The 21,018-nt window shown below is 42.3% G+C and carries 18 protein-coding genes; 11 read left to right on the forward strand and 7 right to left on the reverse strand.

Features of this window, described 5'->3' with window-relative positions:
• Window positions 1-71: 71 nt before the first annotated feature.
• Window positions 72-542: a sigma D regulator gene (rsd, locus tag HG263_RS20645; RefSeq protein WP_171627970.1), complete on the reverse strand. Its 471-nt coding sequence runs from the start codon at window positions 540-542 to the stop codon at window positions 72-74.
• A gap of 449 nt (window positions 543-991) precedes the next feature.
• Here rsd and hemE point away from each other — a divergent pair, with 449 nt between their 5' ends.
• The gene (gene hemE / locus HG263_RS20650; RefSeq protein ID WP_171627971.1) at window positions 992-2,056 is read left to right on the forward strand and encodes a uroporphyrinogen decarboxylase; all 1,065 of its coding nucleotides are present in this window, start codon (window positions 992-994) and stop codon (window positions 2,054-2,056) included.
• Between the two features lie 72 nt (window positions 2,057-2,128).
• Here the strand turns inward: hemE and speE are convergent, their stop codons facing one another.
• Complete coding sequence (gene speE, locus HG263_RS20655; protein WP_171627972.1) at window positions 2,129-2,989, reverse strand: polyamine aminopropyltransferase; 861 nt, start codon at window positions 2,987-2,989, stop codon at window positions 2,129-2,131.
• A gap of 703 nt (window positions 2,990-3,692) precedes the next feature.
• Here speE and HG263_RS20660 point away from each other — a divergent pair.
• The 5 genes from HG263_RS20660 to HG263_RS20680 all read left to right on the forward strand — a co-directional run bounded on the left by HG263_RS20660 (window position 3,693) and on the right by HG263_RS20680 (window position 9,172).
• Window positions 3,693-3,959 (forward strand): hypothetical protein, encoded by a 267-nt coding sequence (locus HG263_RS20660; RefSeq protein ID WP_171627973.1) that lies wholly within the window; start codon window positions 3,693-3,695, stop codon window positions 3,957-3,959.
• A 215-nt stretch (window positions 3,960-4,174) separates the two neighbouring features.
• Window positions 4,175-6,055, forward strand: a complete 1,881-nt coding sequence (gene speA / locus HG263_RS20665; protein ID WP_171627974.1) for a biosynthetic arginine decarboxylase — start codon at window positions 4,175-4,177, stop codon at window positions 6,053-6,055.
• 123 nt (window positions 6,056-6,178) lie between these two features.
• On the forward strand, window positions 6,179-7,054 hold the full coding sequence (gene yihG, locus HG263_RS20670; protein ID WP_171627975.1) for a 1-acylglycerol-3-phosphate O-acyltransferase, YihG family: 876 nt from the start codon (window positions 6,179-6,181) through the stop codon (window positions 7,052-7,054).
• A gap of 19 nt (window positions 7,055-7,073) precedes the next feature.
• Window positions 7,074-7,994, forward strand: coding sequence for a 1-acylglycerol-3-phosphate O-acyltransferase, YihG family (yihG, locus tag HG263_RS20675; protein ID WP_171627976.1), 921 nt, complete (start codon window positions 7,074-7,076; stop codon window positions 7,992-7,994).
• Window positions 7,991-9,172 carry a mechanosensitive ion channel family protein gene (locus HG263_RS20680; RefSeq protein WP_171627977.1) on the forward strand — a complete coding sequence of 394 codons (1,182 nt, stop codon included), beginning with the start codon at window positions 7,991-7,993 and terminating at the stop codon, window positions 9,170-9,172. Before yihG (HG263_RS20675) ends, HG263_RS20680 begins: the two co-directional genes overlap by 4 nt.
• Here HG263_RS20680 and chrA read toward each other — a convergent pair.
• The gene (chrA, locus tag HG263_RS20685) at window positions 9,152-10,285 is read right to left on the reverse strand and encodes a chromate efflux transporter (protein WP_171627978.1); all 1,134 of its coding nucleotides are present in this window, start codon (window positions 10,283-10,285) and stop codon (window positions 9,152-9,154) included. The genes HG263_RS20680 and chrA overlap by 21 nt on opposite strands.
• Before the next feature lie 129 nt (window positions 10,286-10,414).
• Here chrA and HG263_RS20690 point away from each other — a divergent pair, with 129 nt between their 5' ends.
• Window positions 10,415-11,191, forward strand: coding sequence for a substrate-binding periplasmic protein (locus HG263_RS20690; protein ID WP_171627979.1), 777 nt, complete (start codon window positions 10,415-10,417; stop codon window positions 11,189-11,191).
• A gap of 74 nt (window positions 11,192-11,265) precedes the next feature.
• On the forward strand, window positions 11,266-11,892 hold the full coding sequence (locus HG263_RS20695; protein ID WP_439332005.1) for a YiaD family glycine zipper/OmpA-like lipoprotein: 627 nt from the start codon (window positions 11,266-11,268) through the stop codon (window positions 11,890-11,892).
• Window positions 11,893-12,033: 141 nt separating this feature from the next.
• On the opposite strand, the gene HG263_RS20700 is transcribed toward HG263_RS20695, so the two are convergent.
• From HG263_RS20700 to HG263_RS20710, 3 genes are all read right to left on the reverse strand, one after another.
• Complete coding sequence (locus HG263_RS20700; protein ID WP_171627980.1) at window positions 12,034-14,613, reverse strand: serine hydrolase; 2,580 nt, start codon at window positions 14,611-14,613, stop codon at window positions 12,034-12,036.
• A 228-nt stretch (window positions 14,614-14,841) separates the two neighbouring features.
• Window positions 14,842-15,186, reverse strand: coding sequence for a rhodanese-like domain-containing protein (locus HG263_RS20705; protein WP_171627981.1), 345 nt, complete (start codon window positions 15,184-15,186; stop codon window positions 14,842-14,844).
• Between the two features lie 2 nt (window positions 15,187-15,188).
• Window positions 15,189-15,377 carry a YgaP family membrane protein gene (locus tag HG263_RS20710; protein ID WP_171627982.1) on the reverse strand — a complete coding sequence of 63 codons (189 nt, stop codon included), beginning with the start codon at window positions 15,375-15,377 and terminating at the stop codon, window positions 15,189-15,191.
• Window positions 15,378-15,474: 97 nt separating this feature from the next.
• Between HG263_RS20710 and HG263_RS20715 the strand changes: the two genes are divergently transcribed.
• From HG263_RS20715 to HG263_RS20725, 3 genes are read left to right on the forward strand one after another with little or no spacing between them, the layout of a single operon-like run.
• A complete protein-coding gene (locus HG263_RS20715; RefSeq protein ID WP_171627983.1) occupies window positions 15,475-15,768 on the forward strand; it encodes an ArsR/SmtB family transcription factor in 294 nt (97 codons plus the stop codon).
• Between the two features lie 15 nt (window positions 15,769-15,783).
• Window positions 15,784-19,074, forward strand: coding sequence for an efflux RND transporter permease subunit (locus tag HG263_RS20720; RefSeq protein ID WP_171627984.1), 3,291 nt, complete (start codon window positions 15,784-15,786; stop codon window positions 19,072-19,074).
• Window positions 19,058-20,128, forward strand: a complete 1,071-nt coding sequence (locus HG263_RS20725; RefSeq protein ID WP_171627985.1) for an efflux RND transporter periplasmic adaptor subunit — start codon at window positions 19,058-19,060, stop codon at window positions 20,126-20,128. Before HG263_RS20720 ends, HG263_RS20725 begins: the two co-directional genes overlap by 17 nt.
• A 15-nt stretch (window positions 20,129-20,143) precedes the next feature.
• Here HG263_RS20725 and HG263_RS20730 read toward each other — a convergent pair whose 3' ends face one another.
• Complete coding sequence (locus HG263_RS20730; protein WP_171627986.1) at window positions 20,144-20,821, reverse strand: nitroreductase family protein; 678 nt, start codon at window positions 20,819-20,821, stop codon at window positions 20,144-20,146.
• Window positions 20,822-21,018: the final 197 nt, after the last annotated feature.

The raw sequence follows: 21,018 nt of genomic DNA on the forward strand, positions 1-21,018 counted from the left end.
ATGATTAAATAGCAAAAAAGGGCCTAATGGCCCTTTTTTAATACTTAATACGTTCCGCTACGTAGTCAGTATCAGTCGCTATGGTTAGCGTATAAGTTATCAATCAACTCATCTTCTAGCTCAAAACGAGATTCCAGAACTTCACCTAAATGAGATAAATCTTTGTCAAAGCTTTGTAGCACCTGATCTTGTGCGTTTTCAGCATATTTATCGTTGAAATCCAAAGCAATATCTGTCGTATCTGCAATACGTGGATACAGAGCTTTTGCGAGTTTGGCACTATCAGGGCCTTTCTCTTCACATGCTTCAACTAAGTTGTCGTAAATTTCAAAGTGCCCAGCAGAAAGGTAATCCATGAGGATTTGACAAAAAGATTGAATCTGCATTTGATCTGGCAAGGCATGATCCTTTTTATCATAAGGAGAGAATCCCGCAATTTTACAGTACTGCAGTAATAATTCTTGTCGTTCTGCTAACCATGCATCAATAACACTATGGCTGCCTCCCCATTTTTCTTGGGCTTGTTCTAACCTCGAAAGCATAGTGATCTCCTGTTGCGGATTATTTTATTCTATAAAAAGGAAATCTGCGGCAAAGGTCAACCTATTTTTATTTTTATTAGTGAGAAACTTCATAACTTGTTGATTGTTATGGTGTTCCTTTTTTGGTGTTATACAAAAAGAAAAACCACCTGAAGCGGTGGTTATAATGCAGTTTAGCTATTTGATAACTATTTTTATTTTTATTATAAAGGTGTTTTGTTGTTATTTTTGTAACGCGGCATTTTTATAACAAGTTTTTACCTATGTTGTAAATAGTTATATGACATGTTTTTTGTATGTTTTTGGCAATGGTTTGCTAACATTTTGAGTTAACTGGAGTTTAATCTAGATCATACAGAGGTGAATTTGCGCTTTGGTTTAGATAGAGTGCTCGCCAAGATAGTGTTACAATCTGCACAATTTTTAAAGCTTTGGAATCGAGATACGCTATGAGCGAATTGAAAAACGATCGTTATTTACGTGCGTTGATGAAACAGCCAGTTGATGTTACTCCTGTGTGGATGATGCGTCAGGCAGGTCGTTATTTACCTGAATATCGTGCAACCCGTGCGCAAGCTGGCGACTTTATGAGTTTGTGTAAAAATGCAGAACTTGCCTGTGAAGTAACGTTGCAGCCACTGCGTCGCTACCCACTTGATGCGGCTATCTTATTTAGCGATATTTTGACGATTCCAGATGCCATGGGTTTAGGCCTATATTTTGAAACTGGTGAAGGGCCTAAATTTGAGCGTCCGATCAGCTCGTTGCAAGATGTCAAAAACATTCCAAATATAGACCCAACCGATGAGCTGGGTTACGTAATGAATGCTGTCAGTACTATTCGTAGAGAATTAAAAGGCGAAGTACCGCTTATTGGTTTTTCCGGTTCTCCGTGGACACTGGCCACTTATATGGTGGAAGGTGGAAGCAGCAAAACATTTGGCAAGATTAAGAAAATGGCTTTTGCTGAGCCACAAACTTTGCACTTATTGTTAGATAAATTGGCAGACTCAGTCATTGATTACTTAAATGCGCAGATCAAAGCTGGTGCGCAATCTTTGATGATATTCGACTCTTGGGGTGGGGTGTTAAGTCCTCGAGATTATAAAGAGTTCTCGCTGCAGTACATGCATAAGATTGTTGATGGTTTAATTCGAGAGCATGATGGCCGTAAAGTACCTGTCACGCTATTTACCAAAAGTGGCGGTCAATGGATTGAAGCGATAGCGGCAACAGGCTGTGATGCAATTGGTCTTGACTGGACGATTGATATTGCTGATGCAAAACGTCGAGTTGGCGATAAAGTGGCGTTACAGGGGAATATGGACCCAGCTATGCTGCATGGTACGCCTGAGCGTATTCGTGAAGAAGTACAGTCTATTTTAGCTGGCTTTGGTGAGGGCTCTGGGCATGTATTCAACTTAGGTCACGGGATCACACCTGATGTAGACCCAGAAAATGCTGGTGTATTTATTAATGCAGTGCATGAATTCAGCGCTAAATATCACAAATAATTGCTGAATGAAGAATATAAAAAAACCCAAGCGATGCTTGGGTTTTTTATAAAGGACGAGCTGATACCTAAATTATTTGGTAAATGCACGTTTCATAAAGTTAGGTGTTGCAAGTGCACCTTTGTGAATACCAGTGTTGTAGTATTCTGTTGAGAATTTAGCGTTGTCAGCATCATTTTCTCTGAAGCCATTAAACTTCTCACTTTTACGAGCAAGTGTTGCTGACCACAACCCGCTTGGGTAAATAGGTTGAGGAAATGGCAAAGTTTGTAAGTCTACAAATCCCACATCTAACATAGCATCGCGCATTTCTAGTAATAAAGGCATGTGAGTCAGTGGTGATTCACTTTGTTGAACCATAATACCGCCAGGGCGTAATGCGTTTAGGCAGCTTGTATAAAATGCGTGATTAAATAAACCTTCACCAGGGCCTACTGGGTCTGTGCCGTCAACAATGATCACATCGATAGACTCTGGTGCTGCTTCGCGCATATATTTGATGCCGTCATCAAACATAACCGTTGCTCTTGGGTCATTATTTGACTCACATAGCTCAGGGAAATACTTTAAAGACATTTGTGTAACAACTTCATCAATGTCGATTTGAGTGACACTTTCGACACCTGGGTGCTTCAGTACTTCGCGCAGAGTACCGCAGTCACCACCACCAATAATAACGACGTTTTGTGGAGCCGGGTGAGAAAAGAGTGCCGGATGGCTCATCATTTCATGATAGAAAAAATTCTCTCTAGAGCTGACCATAGTGCAGCCATCAATGATCATGAGGTTGCCGTAGTTGGTCGTTTCGTACATTTCTACGTTTTGGAATGGCGACTGTATTTCATCCAGCTTTTTGTTGATGCGCAATGAAAAGGCACTGCCATCACGATCGCTTACTTCCGTAAACCAACGATTTGCTTCTAAATTCGACATATCAATTTCACACTTACAAAAAAATAGTTGGCAATTTTGCCAGTGCTTGTCCGTTAGCTCAATCAAAATTTGTTCACTAGGACAACTATTTTGATTGGTACGTGCAGCACCGTATCGGTTTAATAATAGAGCAAGTTCATGGTTTATGGAAAACAACGACTAATAAAGCCGAAATGACACCCTATGCGCTCAATTTACAGACAATAAAACTGTGCTGTAGGTTAATAAAGGTATTGCCAAAGAAATAATTATAAATCAGATGATTATCAAAAAAGGAAACGCAATGTAGAAAGTATAATGGTTAGTGCGATAGGGGGCGAGAGTAGCATAGCAAGGTGTAACAGTACCCAAAGTTCCGATAGCGTTGCGGTTGCTTGCGGATAAGAGCCAACTTTAGTTTGTGAGTCTATTGCGCAAAACGACAAAAATTTGCGCAATAAGCGCTGTATGCCTAGAGAGTTAGCGGAGATATCCGTGCCAACATGAAAGAGGGCATAAAGAAGCAGGTAAACCATATTCGTACGGTAAAGTGATGGTATGAATATGAAACAAAATATAGTTACTTTTTAATCGGTGGGTGCTTGATGCTAGTAAATAGTAATAAAGTGCTTACAAAGTGCGCAAAATTGAGTTAGCCTAGTATAGGTGTTCTTTATACAGGCACTTAAAATTTTACACTTCACTAAACATATAAGGAAGATATATGAAACTTAAATTAGGCTTATCTGTAGCACTAGCTGGTAGCATCTTGCTATTAAGTGGATGTAACTCTACTAGCGAAAGCAGTGATGATCGTGTTGCAAAAGTGGATAATGACTTAGTGTGTGAATCTCGTCCTACGACTGGTAGCAACTTAAGAAAAAGACGCTGTATGTCTCGTCAGTTAGCTGAGCAAGTACAAAGAGAAAATAAAGATGCTATGCGCCAAGTAGAAAAAAAGGGTCGCGGTCAAAGTCATACTAGATACTAATGCCTAAGCAGGTTCACCTGCTCTGGAATAATAGCGCTAAACTTTCAATCGTTGGCGCTTTTTCTTTCAAGCATCCGCACTTTAAACATCCCTTGTGTTTATGTTCCCAAAACTTTTTTACACCAAAATAGCCTCTGTAAATGTCTTAAAATTGTGTCGCTAATCAACCCTTGGCGTATTAATATAGGGGTTTTAGTTGATGAAAAGAGTAAGCCATGACTTGGGGTTTAGATACTGCGCGAGAAATTTACAATGTTGCTCATTGGAGCGAAGGGTATTTTGATATTAATGCTCAGGGTGAGCTAGTCGCTTATCCTGATGGCGATCACAATAAAACCCCTATTTTGCTCAATCAATTAACAGAAGAATTTAAAGCTCAAGGTTTAACATTACCGGTGTTAGTGCGTTTCACTGATATTTTAAAGCACCGTGTTGATACGATGACACACGCTTTCACGCTTGCGTGTCAGCAACGAGACTATCAAGGTCAGTACAATTGTGTTTACCCTATCAAAGTGAATCAGCAACGCTCTGTTGTGACCAAACTTTTGGCGCACCCAAGTGGTCAAGTAGGATTAGAAGCAGGCTCAAAACCAGAGCTAATGGCTATTTTAGGTGTTGCTACGACGCCTATTACGATTGTCTGTAATGGTTATAAAGATAGCGAATTTTTAAGATTGGCATGTATTGGTCAAGCGATGGGCCACAAAGTGAATATAGTGGTTGAAAAGTTATCTGAGCTGACAACCTTAATCAAAGAAATTGACGATCTGAAAATAGAGCCTGCAATAGGTATTCGCATTCGCTTAAACTCAGTTGGTAAAGGGAAATGGCAAAACACAGGGGGTGAAAAGGGCAAGTTTGGTCTTACTGCTGGACAGGTGCTTGAAGCTGTAAATATGCTCAGAGCTGCCAATAAATTACACTTGATGAATCTAGTTCATTTTCATATCGGCTCTCAAATTGCAAACATTCGTGATATACATCGTGCGCTTAAAGAGTGTGCTCGTCATTTTGCGGAGCTTTCTCAGTTAGGAGTACCACTAAATACCGTTGATGTAGGTGGTGGCTTAGGTGTTGACTATGAAGGGTCTGGATCGCGTAGCGCCTGTTCAATGAATTATACGGTTGCCGAATATGCTCGTAATGTGGTCAGCGCGTTTGCAGAGGTATGTGAGCAACATGATTTGGCTCACCCAGCTATTATTACAGAATCAGGACGTGCTTTAACTGCTCATCACGCGGTCCTAATTACCGATGTGATTGACGTGGAAAAGGCGCCAAATGAACGCACACCCAGTGCGCCATTAGATGATGCACATGTTATTTTACAAGAACTGTGGCAAGCATATAGCCGTATCACCGCGCGTTTAGCGCTGGAAACTTATCACGATGCTATGCATCTATTTAGTGAAGCACATGCTCAATATGTACATGGTTTAGTGAGCATGACTCAGTGGGCACAGATTGAACAGCTGTACTTCACTATACTCCATCGCGTCAGAGAGTTACTCAATGAAAACGCGCGTGCACACAGAGAAGTGCTTGACGACCTTAATGAAAAGCTGGCAGACAAGCTGTTTGTCAATTTTTCACTATTCCAGTCATTGCCAGATGTATGGGGGATTCAACAGTTATTTCCTGTAATGCCTATTGAATCTTTGGATAAGCCTTTGACACAAAGAGCTATTTTACAAGATATCACCTGTGACTCTGATGGGCAAATTCGTGATTATGTAGAAGGCTCAGGTATCGAGTCTAGTTTGCCGATCCCGCCTTATGTACCTGGTCAGCAGTACCATATCGCCATGTTTATGGTGGGGGCTTATCAGGAGATCTTAGGTGATTTACATAACTTATTTGGTGATACAGACTCAGTGCACGTAGAGCTTAGCGATGACGGTTATAAGTTAACAAATGCGATCAAGGGTGACAGTGTGCAAGAGGTTTTAAAATTTGTACATTATGATCATAAACAACTCGCGCAAAACTTTGTTGATAGGGTTGAGCAAAGCGTTGCTGATGAGCAACTTAGAGCACAATATTTGCAAGAGTTAAATGCTGGGCTAGCAGGTTACACGTATTTTGAAGATTAGATAAATTATCGGTTGTTAGGTTTTTTGCCTATCGAAAACAAGGTATCATCTTTTGCCATATTAAAGGCTTAGTCACACATAATAGAACTAAGCCAGTTGGTTTGGTTGTAAAGGAAACAATGCATGTCTTTGTTACGTTGTAATTTGAGTTTGCTACTGTACGCTCTAAACACACTTTTTTGGTGTGTCCCAATTTTTATATTTGGTCTGATTAAGTTATTACCAATAGCCCCACTGCAAAAGGCATGCAGTTGGTTAGCTAAGGGGTGTGCTGGCCTGTGGGTTGCTGGTAATACTTGGAATCAGAGATTACTCTCGCCGTTTTCTTTAAATGTCGTTGGTTTGGATAACCTTAAACAGCGTGACTGGTATCTAGTAATAGCAAATCATCAAAGTTGGGTTGATATTTTGGTTATGCAGCGTGTGTTGCACAAGAAAATCCCTTTCTTAAACTTCTTTTTGAAAAAAGAGTTGTTGTACGTGCCCTTTTTAGGCCTTGCTTGGTGGGCGCTAGACTTTCCATTTATGACCCGTACAAGTAAGAGCCAACTTAAGAAAAACCCTAAACTCAAAGGCAAAGATGTTGAGACAACGCGCAAAGCCTGCGAAAAGTTTAAAACGATGCCGGTTAGTATTGTGAATTTTGTTGAGGGGACACGATACACTGATGATAAACATCGCCGTCAAAACAGTCCATTTCAACATTTACTAAAACCGAAAGCTGGCGGAATAGCTTTTGTTATGCAAGCTATGGGCGAGCAAATTAGCAAAGTGGTTAATATTACTATTCACTACCCTGATGGGATCCCAACCTTTATTGACTTTGTCAGTGGTAGAGTTAAATGTGTGGATGTGCATATCGAAATTTTGCCAGTCAGTGAAAACTTGATTGGTGATTATAGTAATGACAGTGATTTTAGAGTGCGTTTTCAAAGCGAACTGAACCACTTATGGCAACAAAAAGATAAACAACTGCAGCATCTAAGTGGTTCTAAGTAAATAGTCAGTGAGGTTGCTAATGCTTAGAAATTTTTTACCAAATTGGTTTTTTGGCTTGTGCGCTACTTTAGTTTTATTTGTTAATACTATTGTTTGTGGCTTAGTCGTGTTTATTCTGGGCTTAGTAAAACTATGTTTACCTATAAATGCGGTATCTCATCTTTTGCATATCGCATATGGTACGTGGTGCAAAGGAAATCGGCTGGGGTTAATGATAGGCTGTGAAGACCTTAACATCGACGTACCTGAGCAGGTAAGACAGCAAGGTTGGTACCTACTTGTTTCAAATCATATTAGCTGGCTTGATATCGTGGTGCTCAGTGGTGTTGAAGCTCTGCCCGCGCCAAAATTTTTTCTCAAAGATGAGTTGAAATACATCCCTTTTATTGGCACTGGTGCTTGGGCTATGGGCATGCCGTTTATGAAGCGTGCCAGTAAAGCTCAAATAGCCAAAAACCCCAAACTAAAAGGTTTAGATGTTGAACGTACCAAGCGTAGCTGCGGTAACTTTAGACGGCACCCAACAACGGTAATTAACTTTGCTGAAGGAACGCGCTTTACACCACAAAAACAGCGCAAACAAAGTAGTGAATATCAACACCTGCTTAAACCCAAAGCGGGAGGAACGGCATTTGCGTTAGAAGTGTTGAATGAACAACTAGATGGCTTATTGAACACGACACTGGTTTATCAGGCTCAAGGCCAACATATATGCAGAAGTTTTATGCTCGGTCAGTTACAAAGCATTCATGTAGCCATCGAATTGTATGATATGAACTCAGTACCACAAGGCAGTTATCAATTAGATAAAGACTATCGCATTCGTTTTCAAAATTTTTTAAATGCAATTTGGCACACTAAAGACGGACAAATAACACAACAGATGCTAGAGCATAGCAAAATGGACACGCAACCGAGTAAGGAAACGGCGCCACTATGACATTGGTACATTTAACAGATTTATTCGACACTTGGTTTGCGAGCGTGCCTCAGGGGAGCTTGCTCAGTGCGCTCGCAGCAAACAGTGTAGGTTTTATTGGGCTTGTCTTGTTGTATTTATTTACGAGACGCTTGGTCTTTCCAACGATTCAAAAAGGTCTTTTACGAGTCTCGCCTACCCGCATAGGTCACCTAGCGGCAGAGCTTAACAAAGTGACAGGGCGTTTAGCTGCTATGATCTGTTGCGTCGCATTTTTGGCCTTCAATGACAAGGTGCTAGTTGCTCCTGATTGGGTGATGGATCTACTGCAGTCTTTAGGGCAAGTGGTACTTGTGATCATCTCTGGTTTCTTGTTCAGTGGTATGGTCAATCTAGCCCATGCCATTTATAACCAGTTACGTTTTGCGCAAGATGTGCCAATACAAGGTATCGTACAAGTAACTAAGCTGATGACATTTATTGTCAGCGGAATCTTAGTGATTAGTTTGGTATTAGATAAATCACCTACTTATATTTTGTCGGGGTTTGGTGCGATTGCGGCGATTACCCTATTGGTTTTCAAAGATACTATTTTAGGCTTGGTTGCGAGTATACAAATCGCTGCGAATCGTTTGGTAAAAACAGGCGACTGGATCCAAGTTGATGCTTTTGGTGCCGATGGTGAAGTGATTGATTTAGGTTTAAATACAGTACGTGTGCGTAACTGGGATAATACCGTAACCACTATTCCAACTTATATGCTTATTTCCGATTCATTTAAGAATTGGCGAGCGATGCAAGAATCTGCAGGACGGCGCATTAAACGCGCCATACTTGTGGATATGCATAGTATTAAAGTACTAGATGAAAACGATGTAGTCAGATTACAACAAAAATTTAGTGAGTTAAAAAACCTCGAGCAATGGCCTGACAAAACCACTAATTTAGGGCTATTTCGCCGCTATGCCGAACAATATTTAGAAGAGCATCCAGCGATAAGCAAAGAATGTGTATTAATGGTCAGAGAGCTTGCTCCTGCACATAATGGTTTGCCGGTTGAATTTTACTGCTTTAGTGCAGATAAACGGTGGGTGGTTTATGAGCATTTACAAGCAGATATTTTTGACCATATGTTGGCAGTAATGGGCGATTTTGAGTTACGCCCATACCAAAACTTTTCAGGGCAGATGTGGCAGTAACATGCCCAATACACTAAATAGCAGTAACATCATCCAAATCGGCGGTTTAAAATATTTGAGTAATGCAAAGCCTGCAATCACAGCGGCGATGTGCCAAACAGAGTGAATCGCTGATTGCCAAATTGGGTTATAAAATGCCGCGCCTAACAAGCCTACTACGGCGGCATTTAATGCTGCTGTGATACTTGCAAATCGTGGTAAGGAGCTAAGCGATTGCCAGTTGTGATGGCATGCCCACATCAACAGTAATCCCGGTAGGAAAATAGCAATGGTAGCTTGCAACGCTGATATGATGCTATGTGTTGCATCTAGTTCTGCACCTAAAAATGTGGCAATGCTAAACATTGGTCCTGGTACTGCTTGCGCCGCGGCATAGGCGGTTAAAAAGCTTTCTTGGGCTAACTGCGGTACCGTATTTTGTAGCAGTGGCAGTACAACATGACCACCACCAAATACCAATGCTCCGGCTTGGTAGAATTGCGCAAAAGTATCATTGGGCAGACTAAAAAAGGTTAAGACGAATAATCCAAAAAACAAAGCAAGTACTGGCCAATTAGGCGTTGAGGTTATGGTTTTTGGGCTATCTGGGACATTGCTAAAACGATAGATGCAGGCAATCAATGCCGTGCTTGCGAGTAACCAAAGTTGGGCATGCAAATTAGGAAAGGTTAATAAAATCAGAGTACTTGTAAAAGTAACTACTTTGAGTGGGATAGTTTTACAAAAACTGTTTGCCATGCTTAAAATCGCATCGGCAACGATAACAACAGCAAAAAGTTTTAGCCCTGAAATGATGTTATCGAGTGCGCCATGCATCTGTGAGGTGGTCATCGCGAGCATTAACATGATCAAAAATGACGGTAACGTAAAGCCGATAAACGCGGCAATCCCGCCGATAATCCCCCCACGCTCTAGCCCTATCGCAAAACCCACTTGGCTAGAACCAGGTCCAGGTAAAATTTGTGATAAGCTGATCATTGCACCGTACTGCTCATTACGGATCCAACCTAAGTTATCTACAAAATGCTTCTTAAATATGCCTAAATGTGCAGCTGGGCCGCCAAAGCTGGTACAGCCAAGTAAAAAAAATTGATAAAAAATACTCAGTGCCATGGTTTGCCTTGTGATACAGTTAACTTTGTATGGTGACATGCTATTGTGACATATTTATTTCCACTTGATGTGTTTTATTGGATTCTTAAGCAAGTGACACAGTTATGTCAAAGTTAGAGGTGTTAGAATTTGCAGCAATTAGTTTTGCCTTTGTTGTTTCTCTGCTTTTACTTGAGTAGTAATGCGTATGCTGAACATCGCGCTATTCATGTAGCGGTTGATCACGCCCCTCCGTATAGTTCGGTGAGTAATGAAGGCGAGTCTTCAGGTCTCATTTTGGATATCATTCGAGCTACTGCGGCAACTAAATATCAAATTCGCGCTGTGCCTTGCCCTGTTTCTCGGTGCTTACGTATGTTGGAACAAGGCGATGTGGATGTAATGGGGGGACTACTAAAAACACCCAAACGTCTAGAAACCATGGTTTTTGTAAACCCACCCTATATGGCACTTTCCTCTTCTTACGTTTTTTATGGTAAAAAAGGCAGTGACTTATCTGTTTCTCAATTCGAGGATCTGTATGGTAAGCGAATTGCGGTGATGAGAGGAGCCGCGTTTTTTGAGCGCTTTGACAAAGACAAAAAACTTAGCAAAGTAGATGTTACATCGGAGCAGGTCGCATTAGATTTGGTGTTAAAGGGTCGAGTAGACTTGGCTATTGCGATAGAAGATACCGCAGAAGTCGCCATGAAGGTGCTCAAACAGCCGATCTCTCAGCTAGAAAAAATGGACTATCGTCATACCAATGTTATTTACGGTTATATGGCATTTAGTCGGAAGTTTTCTCAAACACCAGCGGCGCAATACATCACAGAGGAAATGCAAGAATTGGCTAAAAACAAGCTGTTAGATAAACTTATCGCCCCTTACGCTTTGCCGCCAATCCCTCCCGAACTGATGCAATAAGCGGCATAAATTAATACACCATTCATGCAGTACTCGTTAGCCTAAGCAAAAAATTGTTTGGGGAAAACCATATAATGAACAAACAAAAGATGATTGCGCTAACACTGGGTCTGGCATTATTAAGCGGTTGTGAAATGACAAATACAGGCAAAGGTGCGTCGATTGGTGCTGCTACAGGTGCTGTGCTAGGTAAAGCAACGGGTAATCATAAAGATAAGCGCATTTTTATTGGTGCAGCAATTGGCGCGATAGCCGGCGCTGCAATTGGCGATTATATGGATAAACAAGAAGCTGCTTTTAGAAAAGAATTAGCAGGGTCAGGCGTTGAGGTTATCCGTGAAGGCAATAATATGCGCCTTGTCATGCCAAGTAATATCACTTTTGCATCAGGCCAAGCGAGTATCTCTCCAAATTTTTATAATACTTTAGATGCCATTACCAAAGTGATGAACAAGTATGAAAAAACGTTTTTAACAATTGTTGGGCATACAGACAGTACTGGTTCAACGCAGCTGAACCAGCAATTGAGTGTACAAAGAGCCAACAGCGTCAAGAATTATTTGCTAGGTCAGCAAGTCTTGGCAGCTCGCCTTCATACTCAGGGGATGGGCGAATCGGCCCCTATTGCCAGCAATGCTAATGAGCAAGGTAGAGCAAAGAATAGGCGTGTAGAAATTCAAATTGTGCCAAACCAAGCATAATGACAATGCTATTAGAATATACGTGACGCTAAAGAAACGTGCGGCTCAACTTATCAAATGCAAAAAAATTTGAAAGATAATCAGGCCCTAATACGTGTGTTGAAAAAAGCGGTGTGTTGACACCGCTTTATATTGTTGGGATTAGTTAGAGTCGGCCAGTTGCAGTGCCAAGTGTAAAATAGTATTCAAAGCTTCATAATTGGCCTCGTGGTTGTCATCACCATTACTTAGCAAAATGACGCCATTTTGAGTTTTTAAGTTACCAATCATGCGAGACATAACACCTGGGTCTGAACCATCATGGTGAATATAGTCGCCGTCAAGCTCCCAAAAGTAGCCAATATCACGGCTAGGTACTGGAGTTGTTGTTTGTGGACTCAACATCGTCTCAACTGCGGTCGCTGAAAGTACCTGTTGTTGCCCTATTTTTCCGTGATTCATACTGGCAATTAAAAACCGAGCTAAATCGTTAACGGTAGAAATGGCAGAACCATCGGCGTAGGTGATTGCACCATAGTTCGGCATAGCTATGCGCTCGCCTGTTTCTGGGTGGTAAACAAAACGCGTTGCTACATTATCATCAGGTTTACCAACGCCCCATGTACTGTTTTGCATATTCAGAGGTGTGAAAATATAGTTTTGTGCAAGTTCCACAAATGGCGTATTACACTTTTGCTCCAACGCGTATGCGGCAACGGCGGTGGCAATATTTGAGTAGATGTATACCTCATTGGTGTTGAAACCATATTGAGAGGTAAAGTTTGCAGGTTGATAATAGCGACCATCACGATTTAGATAATCAGATAAATAAAGTGAAAGATCTGGGTTTATCTGTGGGTCACAGTTGTTGGTGCCCAGCATAGCATCACTCATGTTTTGTTTTGTCTCGTGAATATAATAAGCACACAAATACGCCGGAGTGGCGTCAATGATACCGCTGGTGTGTGTGACCAAATGTCGTAAAGTAACAGGTGTTTGCTGAGCAGGCGTGACGTCGATGGCAAAAGGCAAAAGAGCAGAAATGTTTTCATCAAGTGAAATGGTTTGCTCGGTTATTGCATGCGCTAATGTAGCACCGACCAGTGTTTTGCTTAATGAGGCAATGTAAAAAGGAGTATCAGCGTTAACGGGTGTGTTTTGCTCATCAGCAATACCAAAGCCTTTGGCATATCTAATCTTGCCATTGTTAATAACGGCAACAGCAAGTCCAGGTATTTCACCTTGCGCTACTTGCCTTGTAACTTGTTGCTCAAAGTCGTTAATACTTATTTGAGGTGACGTTTGCTTGCCCATCACTTTAAGTGCGTAGTTGTAAGTTGCAAATCTCTGTAAATCGTTTTCTAGGTTTGTATAGGCGCTGATGTGTACGTCAGGTTGTAAGCCCGAGAGCTCAAAACTCTCTCCTTTTGCATTATTGTATACCTCATTGGATAAGCCAATCTCCCAGCCATTGGGTAAGGTAAAACTGAGAATATCAGAAAACGCACCTGAGGTTTCTTCACCAACTTGGGTTACGTGAGGAAGCTGCTTCATGGCCATCGCAAACACTTCACCAGCGCTGACCGTCATTTGACTGGTTAACATATAAACGGGTTTAGTATAAGCATCGCTTTCACTGCCAATTAAGAAAACCTTTGGTGCGGTTCTGCCTGAGCGATTAATTGCCTGTTTTTTATAAGCCATCTGACGTTTATCTGTAAAGTGATTGGCAATAATTGTGGCAATAACATCGTTTCCGCCAAGGTTATTTCTAATATCTAAAATAAGTCCATCGGTGTCTTTGAGATCGCTCATAACAGTGTTGATTAATGCTTTCGCTGCCGCCAATTGCTCTTTCTCTGTTGCATTAGTGTCTGAATGATAGTGCGCCATATTATTGATTACTAAAATACCAACATTATCTGGTGTTACTCCCCATATCAGGGTGTTAGAGTCAGTATCTTGAGGAAAACTCTTAAAACTATCTGTGGTAACGTAACTGGCGGTGGTGTTGTAGTAGTCGGCCAACATATCGTTGATGACGTCCTCAGAGTCTACTTGTAATCCAAAGCGCAGGTATGAACGGGCCTTACCGTGTGCGCTTCTGAGCAAGGGGGCTGGCTTCATATTTGAAAAATATTTGCTGCCTTCGTTTATCGAAACATGTGCGTCTTGCAATGGCGCAACCATTTGTGCAAGCACATCAAATAGCTCTTCGTCAGTCATGCTATCGTGAATCTGCCGGGCATAAGTAGTATATTGAGCTTGCCAATCAATATCGCGTAACTCAAAAAATGCGTAATAATCATTGAACGAGTGCCAAAAATACTCAAAAACTTGGCTGGGAGTGCTTGATTGAGTAGCCTGAATTGGCGTTTTACACGACACCGGGAGTTCTTCTACTTTGAAAAGCGTTTCGCTCTGCACGCTATCTTTTTCGATAATATCTAGAATATGGGGGGTCGTGATAAGCAACATGCCGACGTGATCTTGCACGAACTCTTGATAACTTTTATCACTGATTTGTGTACATGCATAACTGTTATATTCATAGTGTTTGATGCGTCCATCAGCAATGGATAGAACCGTTCCATATGCTTTTTTATCCCAAACGCCTTGGATTTTATTAACCTGATAATGATCTTTGATCAGTATGCTGTGTTTGTCGTTATTGTCGTTACACCCACTGAGCAATAGGCTGGTTGCTATCGTAAACGCCATTATATTTATGTTTGGTTTCATCTCACTATTCCTTGAAGTGCAATTATTAGCAGCAAAGTCTAGAGAGGTTACCTGTGCATTACTGTTGGAGAATGGCAAAGAAATGTAAGTAAGTTACCGTATTACCTACATATTCATACATATATTAGCATTAGGGAATGTTAATAGAGCGACCTATTATACATGCCGCTCTGTTTGGTGGGGCGATGCGTGTTTAAGCTATCAAATTTTTATATAGTAATAGAGCTGCTAAAATACCTGACAAACTTCATCTGCCTTACAGGTGATCACACTAACGTTTTGGTAGCCAAGTCGTGTAAGCTGCTCTGCCGCAAATACTGCTCGGCCACCTGCAGCGCAATGTACATATATTGGGCGTTGTGCATCCTTTTCTAATTCAGGCAATTTAAACTCGAGTAAACCTCTTGGAATATTAACTGCCTTCGGTGCTGCTTTTGCCTGAAACTCAGCAGGCTCTCGTACGTCTATTAATAGCCCTTGGTTTTGCTCTATTTCTGTTTTCGCCTGTAGTGCCGTCAGGCACCTTTGATTGGGTCTTACAATTTTAAGTAGATCTTGAACTGGGGTTAGCATGTTTACTCCTTTACACCTAGCTGTTTAAGTAGCGTGATCATCGGACACCAATTGGTAAATGCCGATTGGATTAAGTTAGCAGCAATAAAGACACTAAACCATATCCAATTGGCATTTACATACTGGGTGAGTACAAGAGATAGCAGCAACATTAGGCCTGCAATGAGTCTTAGCATGGGGTTTAGTTTCATGATCGATATTCTCTTAATATTAGTAATAACTAATATTAGACATTGCTAATGTATCTGTCTATACTTTGCACAAATTAATTTTCGTTTGGTAGTGGGAATGGACTTTGAAATCATGGCGCATAATGCTGAGCAAGCTGAAGCGTTATTAAAAATGATGGCAAATAAAAATCGTTTAATGATTTTATGCAGTTTATTAGAGCAGGAAATGAGCGTCAGTGCATTGAACGAAGCTGTGCCGCTTTCTCAGTCAGCTTTATCGCAACACTTAGCGAGCTTGCGAAAAGCCAAAGTGGTAGAGACTAGACGAGATGGACAAACTATTTACTATCGTGTGATTGACGAAAAAGTACAGGCTGTTTTACAGCAATTGTATCAGCTATTTTGTGCCTAACGAGGGGGAATGTTCATGACTCTTTTTAATCGGGTTTTGGCCAGTAGTCTCTCCGGTAGACTGCCTTTATTTATGCTATTTGCAGCTGTAGTTATGGGCATGCTTGCACTGCAATTCACACCACGGGAAGAAGAGCCGCAGATTGTAGTACCAATGCTGGATATAAAGGTAAATACACCAAACTTAAGCGGGCCGGAAGTCGCACGTTTAGTGACAGAACCTTTAGAGAAGCTGCTGCAACAGATCCCGGGTGTTGAGCATATTTACTCAACAACAAATGGGGGGGGCACTGTCGTCACGCTACGGTTTCATGTGGGTGAAAACCGTGAGCAGGCTATTCTAAATACCTATACAAAATTATATGCAAATCAGCACAATATGGCTCAGGTGGTGGCTAGTTGGCAGATCCAACCGATTGAAGTTGATGATGTGCCGATCTTGATGTTAGGGCTGTACAGCAAAAATGCTGAACAGTACTCAGATTACGAGTTGACTCGGTTTGCACAGGAAGTATCTACACAACTACAAAAGTTACCCGATACCAGTGAAGTAAAAGTGATCACCGGGCGTAAGAGGCAGCTTAATGTGCACTTAGATGCGACGGCATTGGCCGCGCATCAAACCACGCCCTTGGATGTACTGATGGCAATACAAGCGAGTAATCAGTTACAAATGGTGGGCAGTAGGGTTGGTGATGGGCAGGTAATGACGCTTGAGTCTGGGGATGTGTTGCGGGATGTTCAGCAAGTCTCCCAGCTGACGGTGAATGTACTCAATGCTCAACAAGTGTTGCTAAAGGATGTCGCGGCAGTAACAGATGGTCCCGCGGAGCCTGAGTCATATCAGTGGTTAGCCATTAATGACCAACAACAAAGTTTGCCTTTAGTGACTATCAGTGTTGCTAAACAGCGCGGCAGTAATGCGGTAAATGTTGCACAGCAAAGCTTAGCGTTGATGGAGGAATTAAAACAGCGCCTTTTACCCCGAGGTATAGATGTCAAAGTGCTGCGTAACTACGGGCAAACGGCGGATGCAAAAGTGAATGATTTAACTGCAAGTTTAACTTTTGCTGTATTCACTGTAGTGATTTTTGTTGGCGTTTTTTTAGGTTGGCGACCCGCTATTGTGGTTGGTTTGGCTGTACCAATCTGTTATGGCATTACACTAGGTTTAGATTTTGCTTTTGGCTATACCATTAATCGGGTAACGCTATTTGCCCTTATTTTATCGCTGGGCTTGTTGGTTGATGACCCGATCACGGGCGTAGAAAACATCAGCCGTTTTTTGTCTGCGCGTAAAAGTAATCGCACAGCTGATACAGATCGAGAGGTTATCTCGGCAATGTCCGAAATAAAAACGGCTTTACTGATGTCAACATTAACAATCAGTGTGGCGTTTTTGCCTCTGGCTTATATCACTGGCATGATGGGGCCATATATGGCGCCTATGGCATTTAATGTGCCAGTCAGTGTGATAGCGTCTACGCTGGTGGCGTTTATTGTTACCCCATGGCTTGCAAAAAAGTTGTTACATAATCACCCCATCGAAGTACAAAATCAGCGCTGTGGAGTAACTATATATAGCCGCATATTGACGCCTCTGTTATCAAACCCGAGGCGGGCAAAGGCATTACTATGGGCAACTTTAGTTTTATTTGTCATCAGCGTGAGCTTGCCGATATTTAGAGCCGTGCCATTGAAGTTATTGCCTTTTGATAACAAAAATGAACTGCAGGTGTTGATTGACTTGCCAGAAGGGAGCTCACTAGAACAAACGGCACAACTAACTCGGCAAGTACAGCAAAAAGTATGGCAGCTTAATGAAGTGACGGCGGTTGCTGCCTATATTGGCAAACCCTCAAGTATCGACTTTAATGGTATGGTGAGAGGCTACTATCGGCGAGAGGCACCACATTTAGCTGATTTAAGAGTGCTTTTATTAGATAAAACGCAGCGCGCTCACCAGTCTCACGCTGTGGTCCTGCGTTTACGGGAAATGCTCGCACCATTTAACCACGCAGGTGTAAAAATTAAAGTAGTTGAAGTCCCACCAGGTCCACCTGTACTCAGTACCTTGGTTGCTCAGGTGTATGCTAAGCCCTTTGTGTCGAGCCAAACACATAGACAAGCTGCAGATGCATTGATAGCCCGTCTGTCGTTAGAGCCGCATGTGGTGGAGGTTGACAGCTCAATAGCGGCACCAACCAACATAGCACGGTTTGTTGTAGATAAAGGCAAAGCCGCGTTATCGGGCATTGCGACACAAGACATCAACCAGTCGCTAAGAGTTGCCAGTGGTGGCTTGGATGCGGGTCTTGTTTATCTGGCTCATGAGTCTGAGCCCGTTACCATTAACCTAAGGCTACCTTACGAAGTACGGCATCAGCAGCACAACTTAGATGCGTTGCAAGTGCGTGGGCAAAGAGATTTAAACAAAGTGGGTAATGAATATGGACTAGATAGTGCGACAAGGCCCCTTGTTGCGCTATCTGAACTCGGACAATGGCAAATCATGCAAAGCCCTCAGCCAATCATACGCAAAGACTTACAAAACGTCATTTATGTCACTGCTGAGCTCAATGGCCGCACACCCGCAGAGGTGATTGCAGATATTGTTGCGGATGAACATAGTCCGCACAGTACACAAGTTAATTGGCAACAACGCAGTTTTATTGCAAGTGGTGGTGGAGATGTATGGCAACTGCCTGACGGAACCTATTACAGCTTTAGTGGTGAGGGTGAATGGCGAATTACCGTCGATGTTTTCCGTGATATGGGCATTGCATTTGCCTTTGCATTATTGGCTATCTTTGCGATCTTGAGACTGCAAACGGCTTCTAGCGCGCTTTCATTAATAATTATGTCGGCTATTCCATTAACCATGATAGGGATCATGCCGGGGTTTTGGCTTTTAAATCAATTTGGTGAGCGTGAAATCGCAGGCGCACCAGAACCGGTGCTGTTTACCGCGACAGCGATGATTGGAATGATAGCATTGGCGGGAATCGTAGTTCGTAACTCACTTATTCTAGTGGAATTTATCAATCAAGCCAGAGCTGGGGGAGTAGCGTTAAAGCAAGCGCTTATCCAAGCGGGTGAGGTACGTATGAGACCGGTGCTATTAACTGCGGGTACAACTTTACTGGGTAATTTAGTGATTATTCTAGACCCTGTTTTTAGTGGTCTGGCGTTAGCAATTATTTTTGGCATCATAGCATCAACCATTTTCTCACTTTTGGTTGTGCCGTTAGTTTATTTTTTAGTATTCAGACATACAGAGGACAGCCGCCATGTTATTAACTCATAACGCAGTTAAGAAGCTCGTTTTACCCGCATCAGCGCTTGCTATGCTATTGGTTGTGGTCGCCTATTTGGCTGGATTATTTAATGATGCCGTGCCTGAGGGGGTAAAAAGTACACCCGCAGAGTATCAGGGAGAGCGATATAAGGTAAGCGAAAAGCGGGTGTCGCACCATGAAATCGTCAATGCAAATGTCATTGCAAAAGTGAACACCTTGGTGTCGAGCCGCTTGTTGGCGCAGCTTAAAACATTAAATGTGAGAGCCGGTCAGAGCGTCAAGGCGGGGCAATTATTAGCGACGATTGATGATGCTGATTTACAAGCCAGAGTGTCACAGGCCCAAGCGCAGCAAGATGCAATTGCAGCACAGCTGAAACAGGCTAAAAAGCAGCTAGCACGCAATGAATCCTTACAGGCGCAAGGCTTAGTGGCAGAAAATATGGTGGATGAGTGGCGTACCAAGGTGAATGAACTCGTAGCACAAGAGTTAGCGTTGTCGGAGCAACTTGAAGGGGCAAAGGTCGCACTGAGCGATACCAAAATTTTAGCTCCCATTGACGGTACGGTTGTAGATCGTTTGCAAGAACCCGGTGCTATGTTAACGCCAGGTATGGCGATTGTGTCGCTTTACAATCCAGCGCAACTACAAGTGTCGGCCCCCATTCGTGAACAACTAGCGAGCAAACTCACACTAGGAGATGAATTAAAAATACATGTCCCGGCAAGTGGCATGACACAATACGCAAAAATCAGTGAGATAGTACCTGTAGCTGATAGCAATGCGCGCCGTTTTATGATCAAGCTCGATATTGAGCTTGCCGAAAATGTTAAACCCGGCATGTATGCACAGTTATACCTGCCGCCAGTTTATCAAACGCAAGTGGTTATTTCTAAGCAACTTGTGAAGCGATATGGTCAGTTAACAATGGTAGAAGTGGTTGAGCGTGGGCAAGTACAACGACGCTTTGTTCGACTGGGTACTGAACTTGATGGCGCGCTTGAAGGTGAAGTTGTGGTTCTTACCGGGCTCAGTGCAGGAGAAGTGTTGGCAGTGTACTAACTGCCAACCAATGGCCTATAAAAAAGAGGCAATGTCGTCAAATGGCTTTTTCACAAGTGCATGCTCTGGCACGGTAGCGTCTTCACTTGGGTAACCTGCAATAAGCAACATATATGGGCGCTCATTATCTTTATCGCGACCACAAATATCGGCTAAAAAACTCATTGGCTTAGGTGTATGGGTTAACGTGGCAAGTCCAGCATGATGTAATGCTTGAATTAAAAAACCAGTCGCTATGCCAACAGATTCATGGACATAGTAGTTAGTGTTTTTGTCTTCGCTGTGTATACCGCCTTTTTTCTGGCTGAAAATAGCGATTAGCCATGGTGCATGCTCTAAATAAGGCTTGTCAGCGTCTGTACCAAGAGGCTTCAAAGCATCTAGCCATTCTTCCCCTGCGCGACCTTGGTAAAATGAACGCTCTAAATCTTCTGCTGCTTCACGTATTTTCTTTTTAATGTCGGCACTGTGAATGGCCACAAAATGCCAAGGTTGGTGGTTGGCACCGCTCGGCGCACTCGCGGCAGCTTTGATGCAAGCTGTAATAACTTCTTTTGGTACTGGACGGTTGCTAAAGCTGCGGATTGTGTGACGTCGCTGGTATTCCTTTAAGTTATCTTGTGCTCGTTGCAGCATATCTTCTTGAGGATATTCGATAAAGTCGCTTAACGGCACATTTTTATGATTTTGCATAATGTAAGTCCATGATTATTTTCGTTTGTTAGAGTTTTACTTGTCATCCATTTTGCACACTTAAGTGAATGCGCGTGCATATTTTACTGCCATGTTGACGTTTGCAAGAGTATGGGGGGCTAGTGTTAGCGTCAACATATGAATAGTTATATCTAAGAACCTAACCGGAAGGATAATTAAATTTCTTCATGTTGCTG

Source organism: Pseudoalteromonas caenipelagi, assembly GCF_013140855.1.
In the GTDB taxonomy this organism is placed as follows: domain Bacteria; phylum Pseudomonadota; class Gammaproteobacteria; order Enterobacterales; family Alteromonadaceae; genus Pseudoalteromonas; species Pseudoalteromonas caenipelagi.

Coding starts and splice junctions, on each gene's coding strand:
- rsd (WP_171627970.1), bottom strand. CDS start 542: ATGCTTTCGAGGTTAGAACAAGCCCAAGAAAAATGGGGAGGCAGCCAT.
- hemE (WP_171627971.1), top strand. CDS start 992: ATGAGCGAATTGAAAAACGATCGTTATTTACGTGCGTTGATGAAACAG.
- speE (WP_171627972.1), bottom strand. CDS start 2,989: ATGTCGAATTTAGAAGCAAATCGTTGGTTTACGGAAGTAAGCGATCGT.
- HG263_RS20660 (WP_171627973.1), top strand. CDS start 3,693: ATGAAACTTAAATTAGGCTTATCTGTAGCACTAGCTGGTAGCATCTTG.
- speA (WP_171627974.1), top strand. CDS start 4,175: ATGACTTGGGGTTTAGATACTGCGCGAGAAATTTACAATGTTGCTCAT.
- yihG (WP_171627975.1), top strand. CDS start 6,179: ATGTCTTTGTTACGTTGTAATTTGAGTTTGCTACTGTACGCTCTAAAC.
- yihG (WP_171627976.1), top strand. CDS start 7,074: ATGCTTAGAAATTTTTTACCAAATTGGTTTTTTGGCTTGTGCGCTACT.
- HG263_RS20680 (WP_171627977.1), top strand. CDS start 7,991: ATGACATTGGTACATTTAACAGATTTATTCGACACTTGGTTTGCGAGC.
- chrA (WP_171627978.1), bottom strand. CDS start 10,285: ATGGCACTGAGTATTTTTTATCAATTTTTTTTACTTGGCTGTACCAGC.
- HG263_RS20695 (WP_439332005.1), top strand. CDS start 11,266: ATGAACAAACAAAAGATGATTGCGCTAACACTGGGTCTGGCATTATTA.
- HG263_RS20700 (WP_171627980.1), bottom strand. CDS start 14,613: ATGAAACCAAACATAAATATAATGGCGTTTACGATAGCAACCAGCCTA.
- HG263_RS20705 (WP_171627981.1), bottom strand. CDS start 15,186: ATGCTAACCCCAGTTCAAGATCTACTTAAAATTGTAAGACCCAATCAA.
- HG263_RS20710 (WP_171627982.1), bottom strand. CDS start 15,377: ATGAAACTAAACCCCATGCTAAGACTCATTGCAGGCCTAATGTTGCTG.
- HG263_RS20715 (WP_171627983.1), top strand. CDS start 15,475: ATGGACTTTGAAATCATGGCGCATAATGCTGAGCAAGCTGAAGCGTTA.
- HG263_RS20720 (WP_171627984.1), top strand. CDS start 15,784: ATGACTCTTTTTAATCGGGTTTTGGCCAGTAGTCTCTCCGGTAGACTG.
- HG263_RS20725 (WP_171627985.1), top strand. CDS start 19,058: ATGTTATTAACTCATAACGCAGTTAAGAAGCTCGTTTTACCCGCATCA.
- HG263_RS20730 (WP_171627986.1), bottom strand. CDS start 20,821: ATGCAAAATCATAAAAATGTGCCGTTAAGCGACTTTATCGAATATCCT.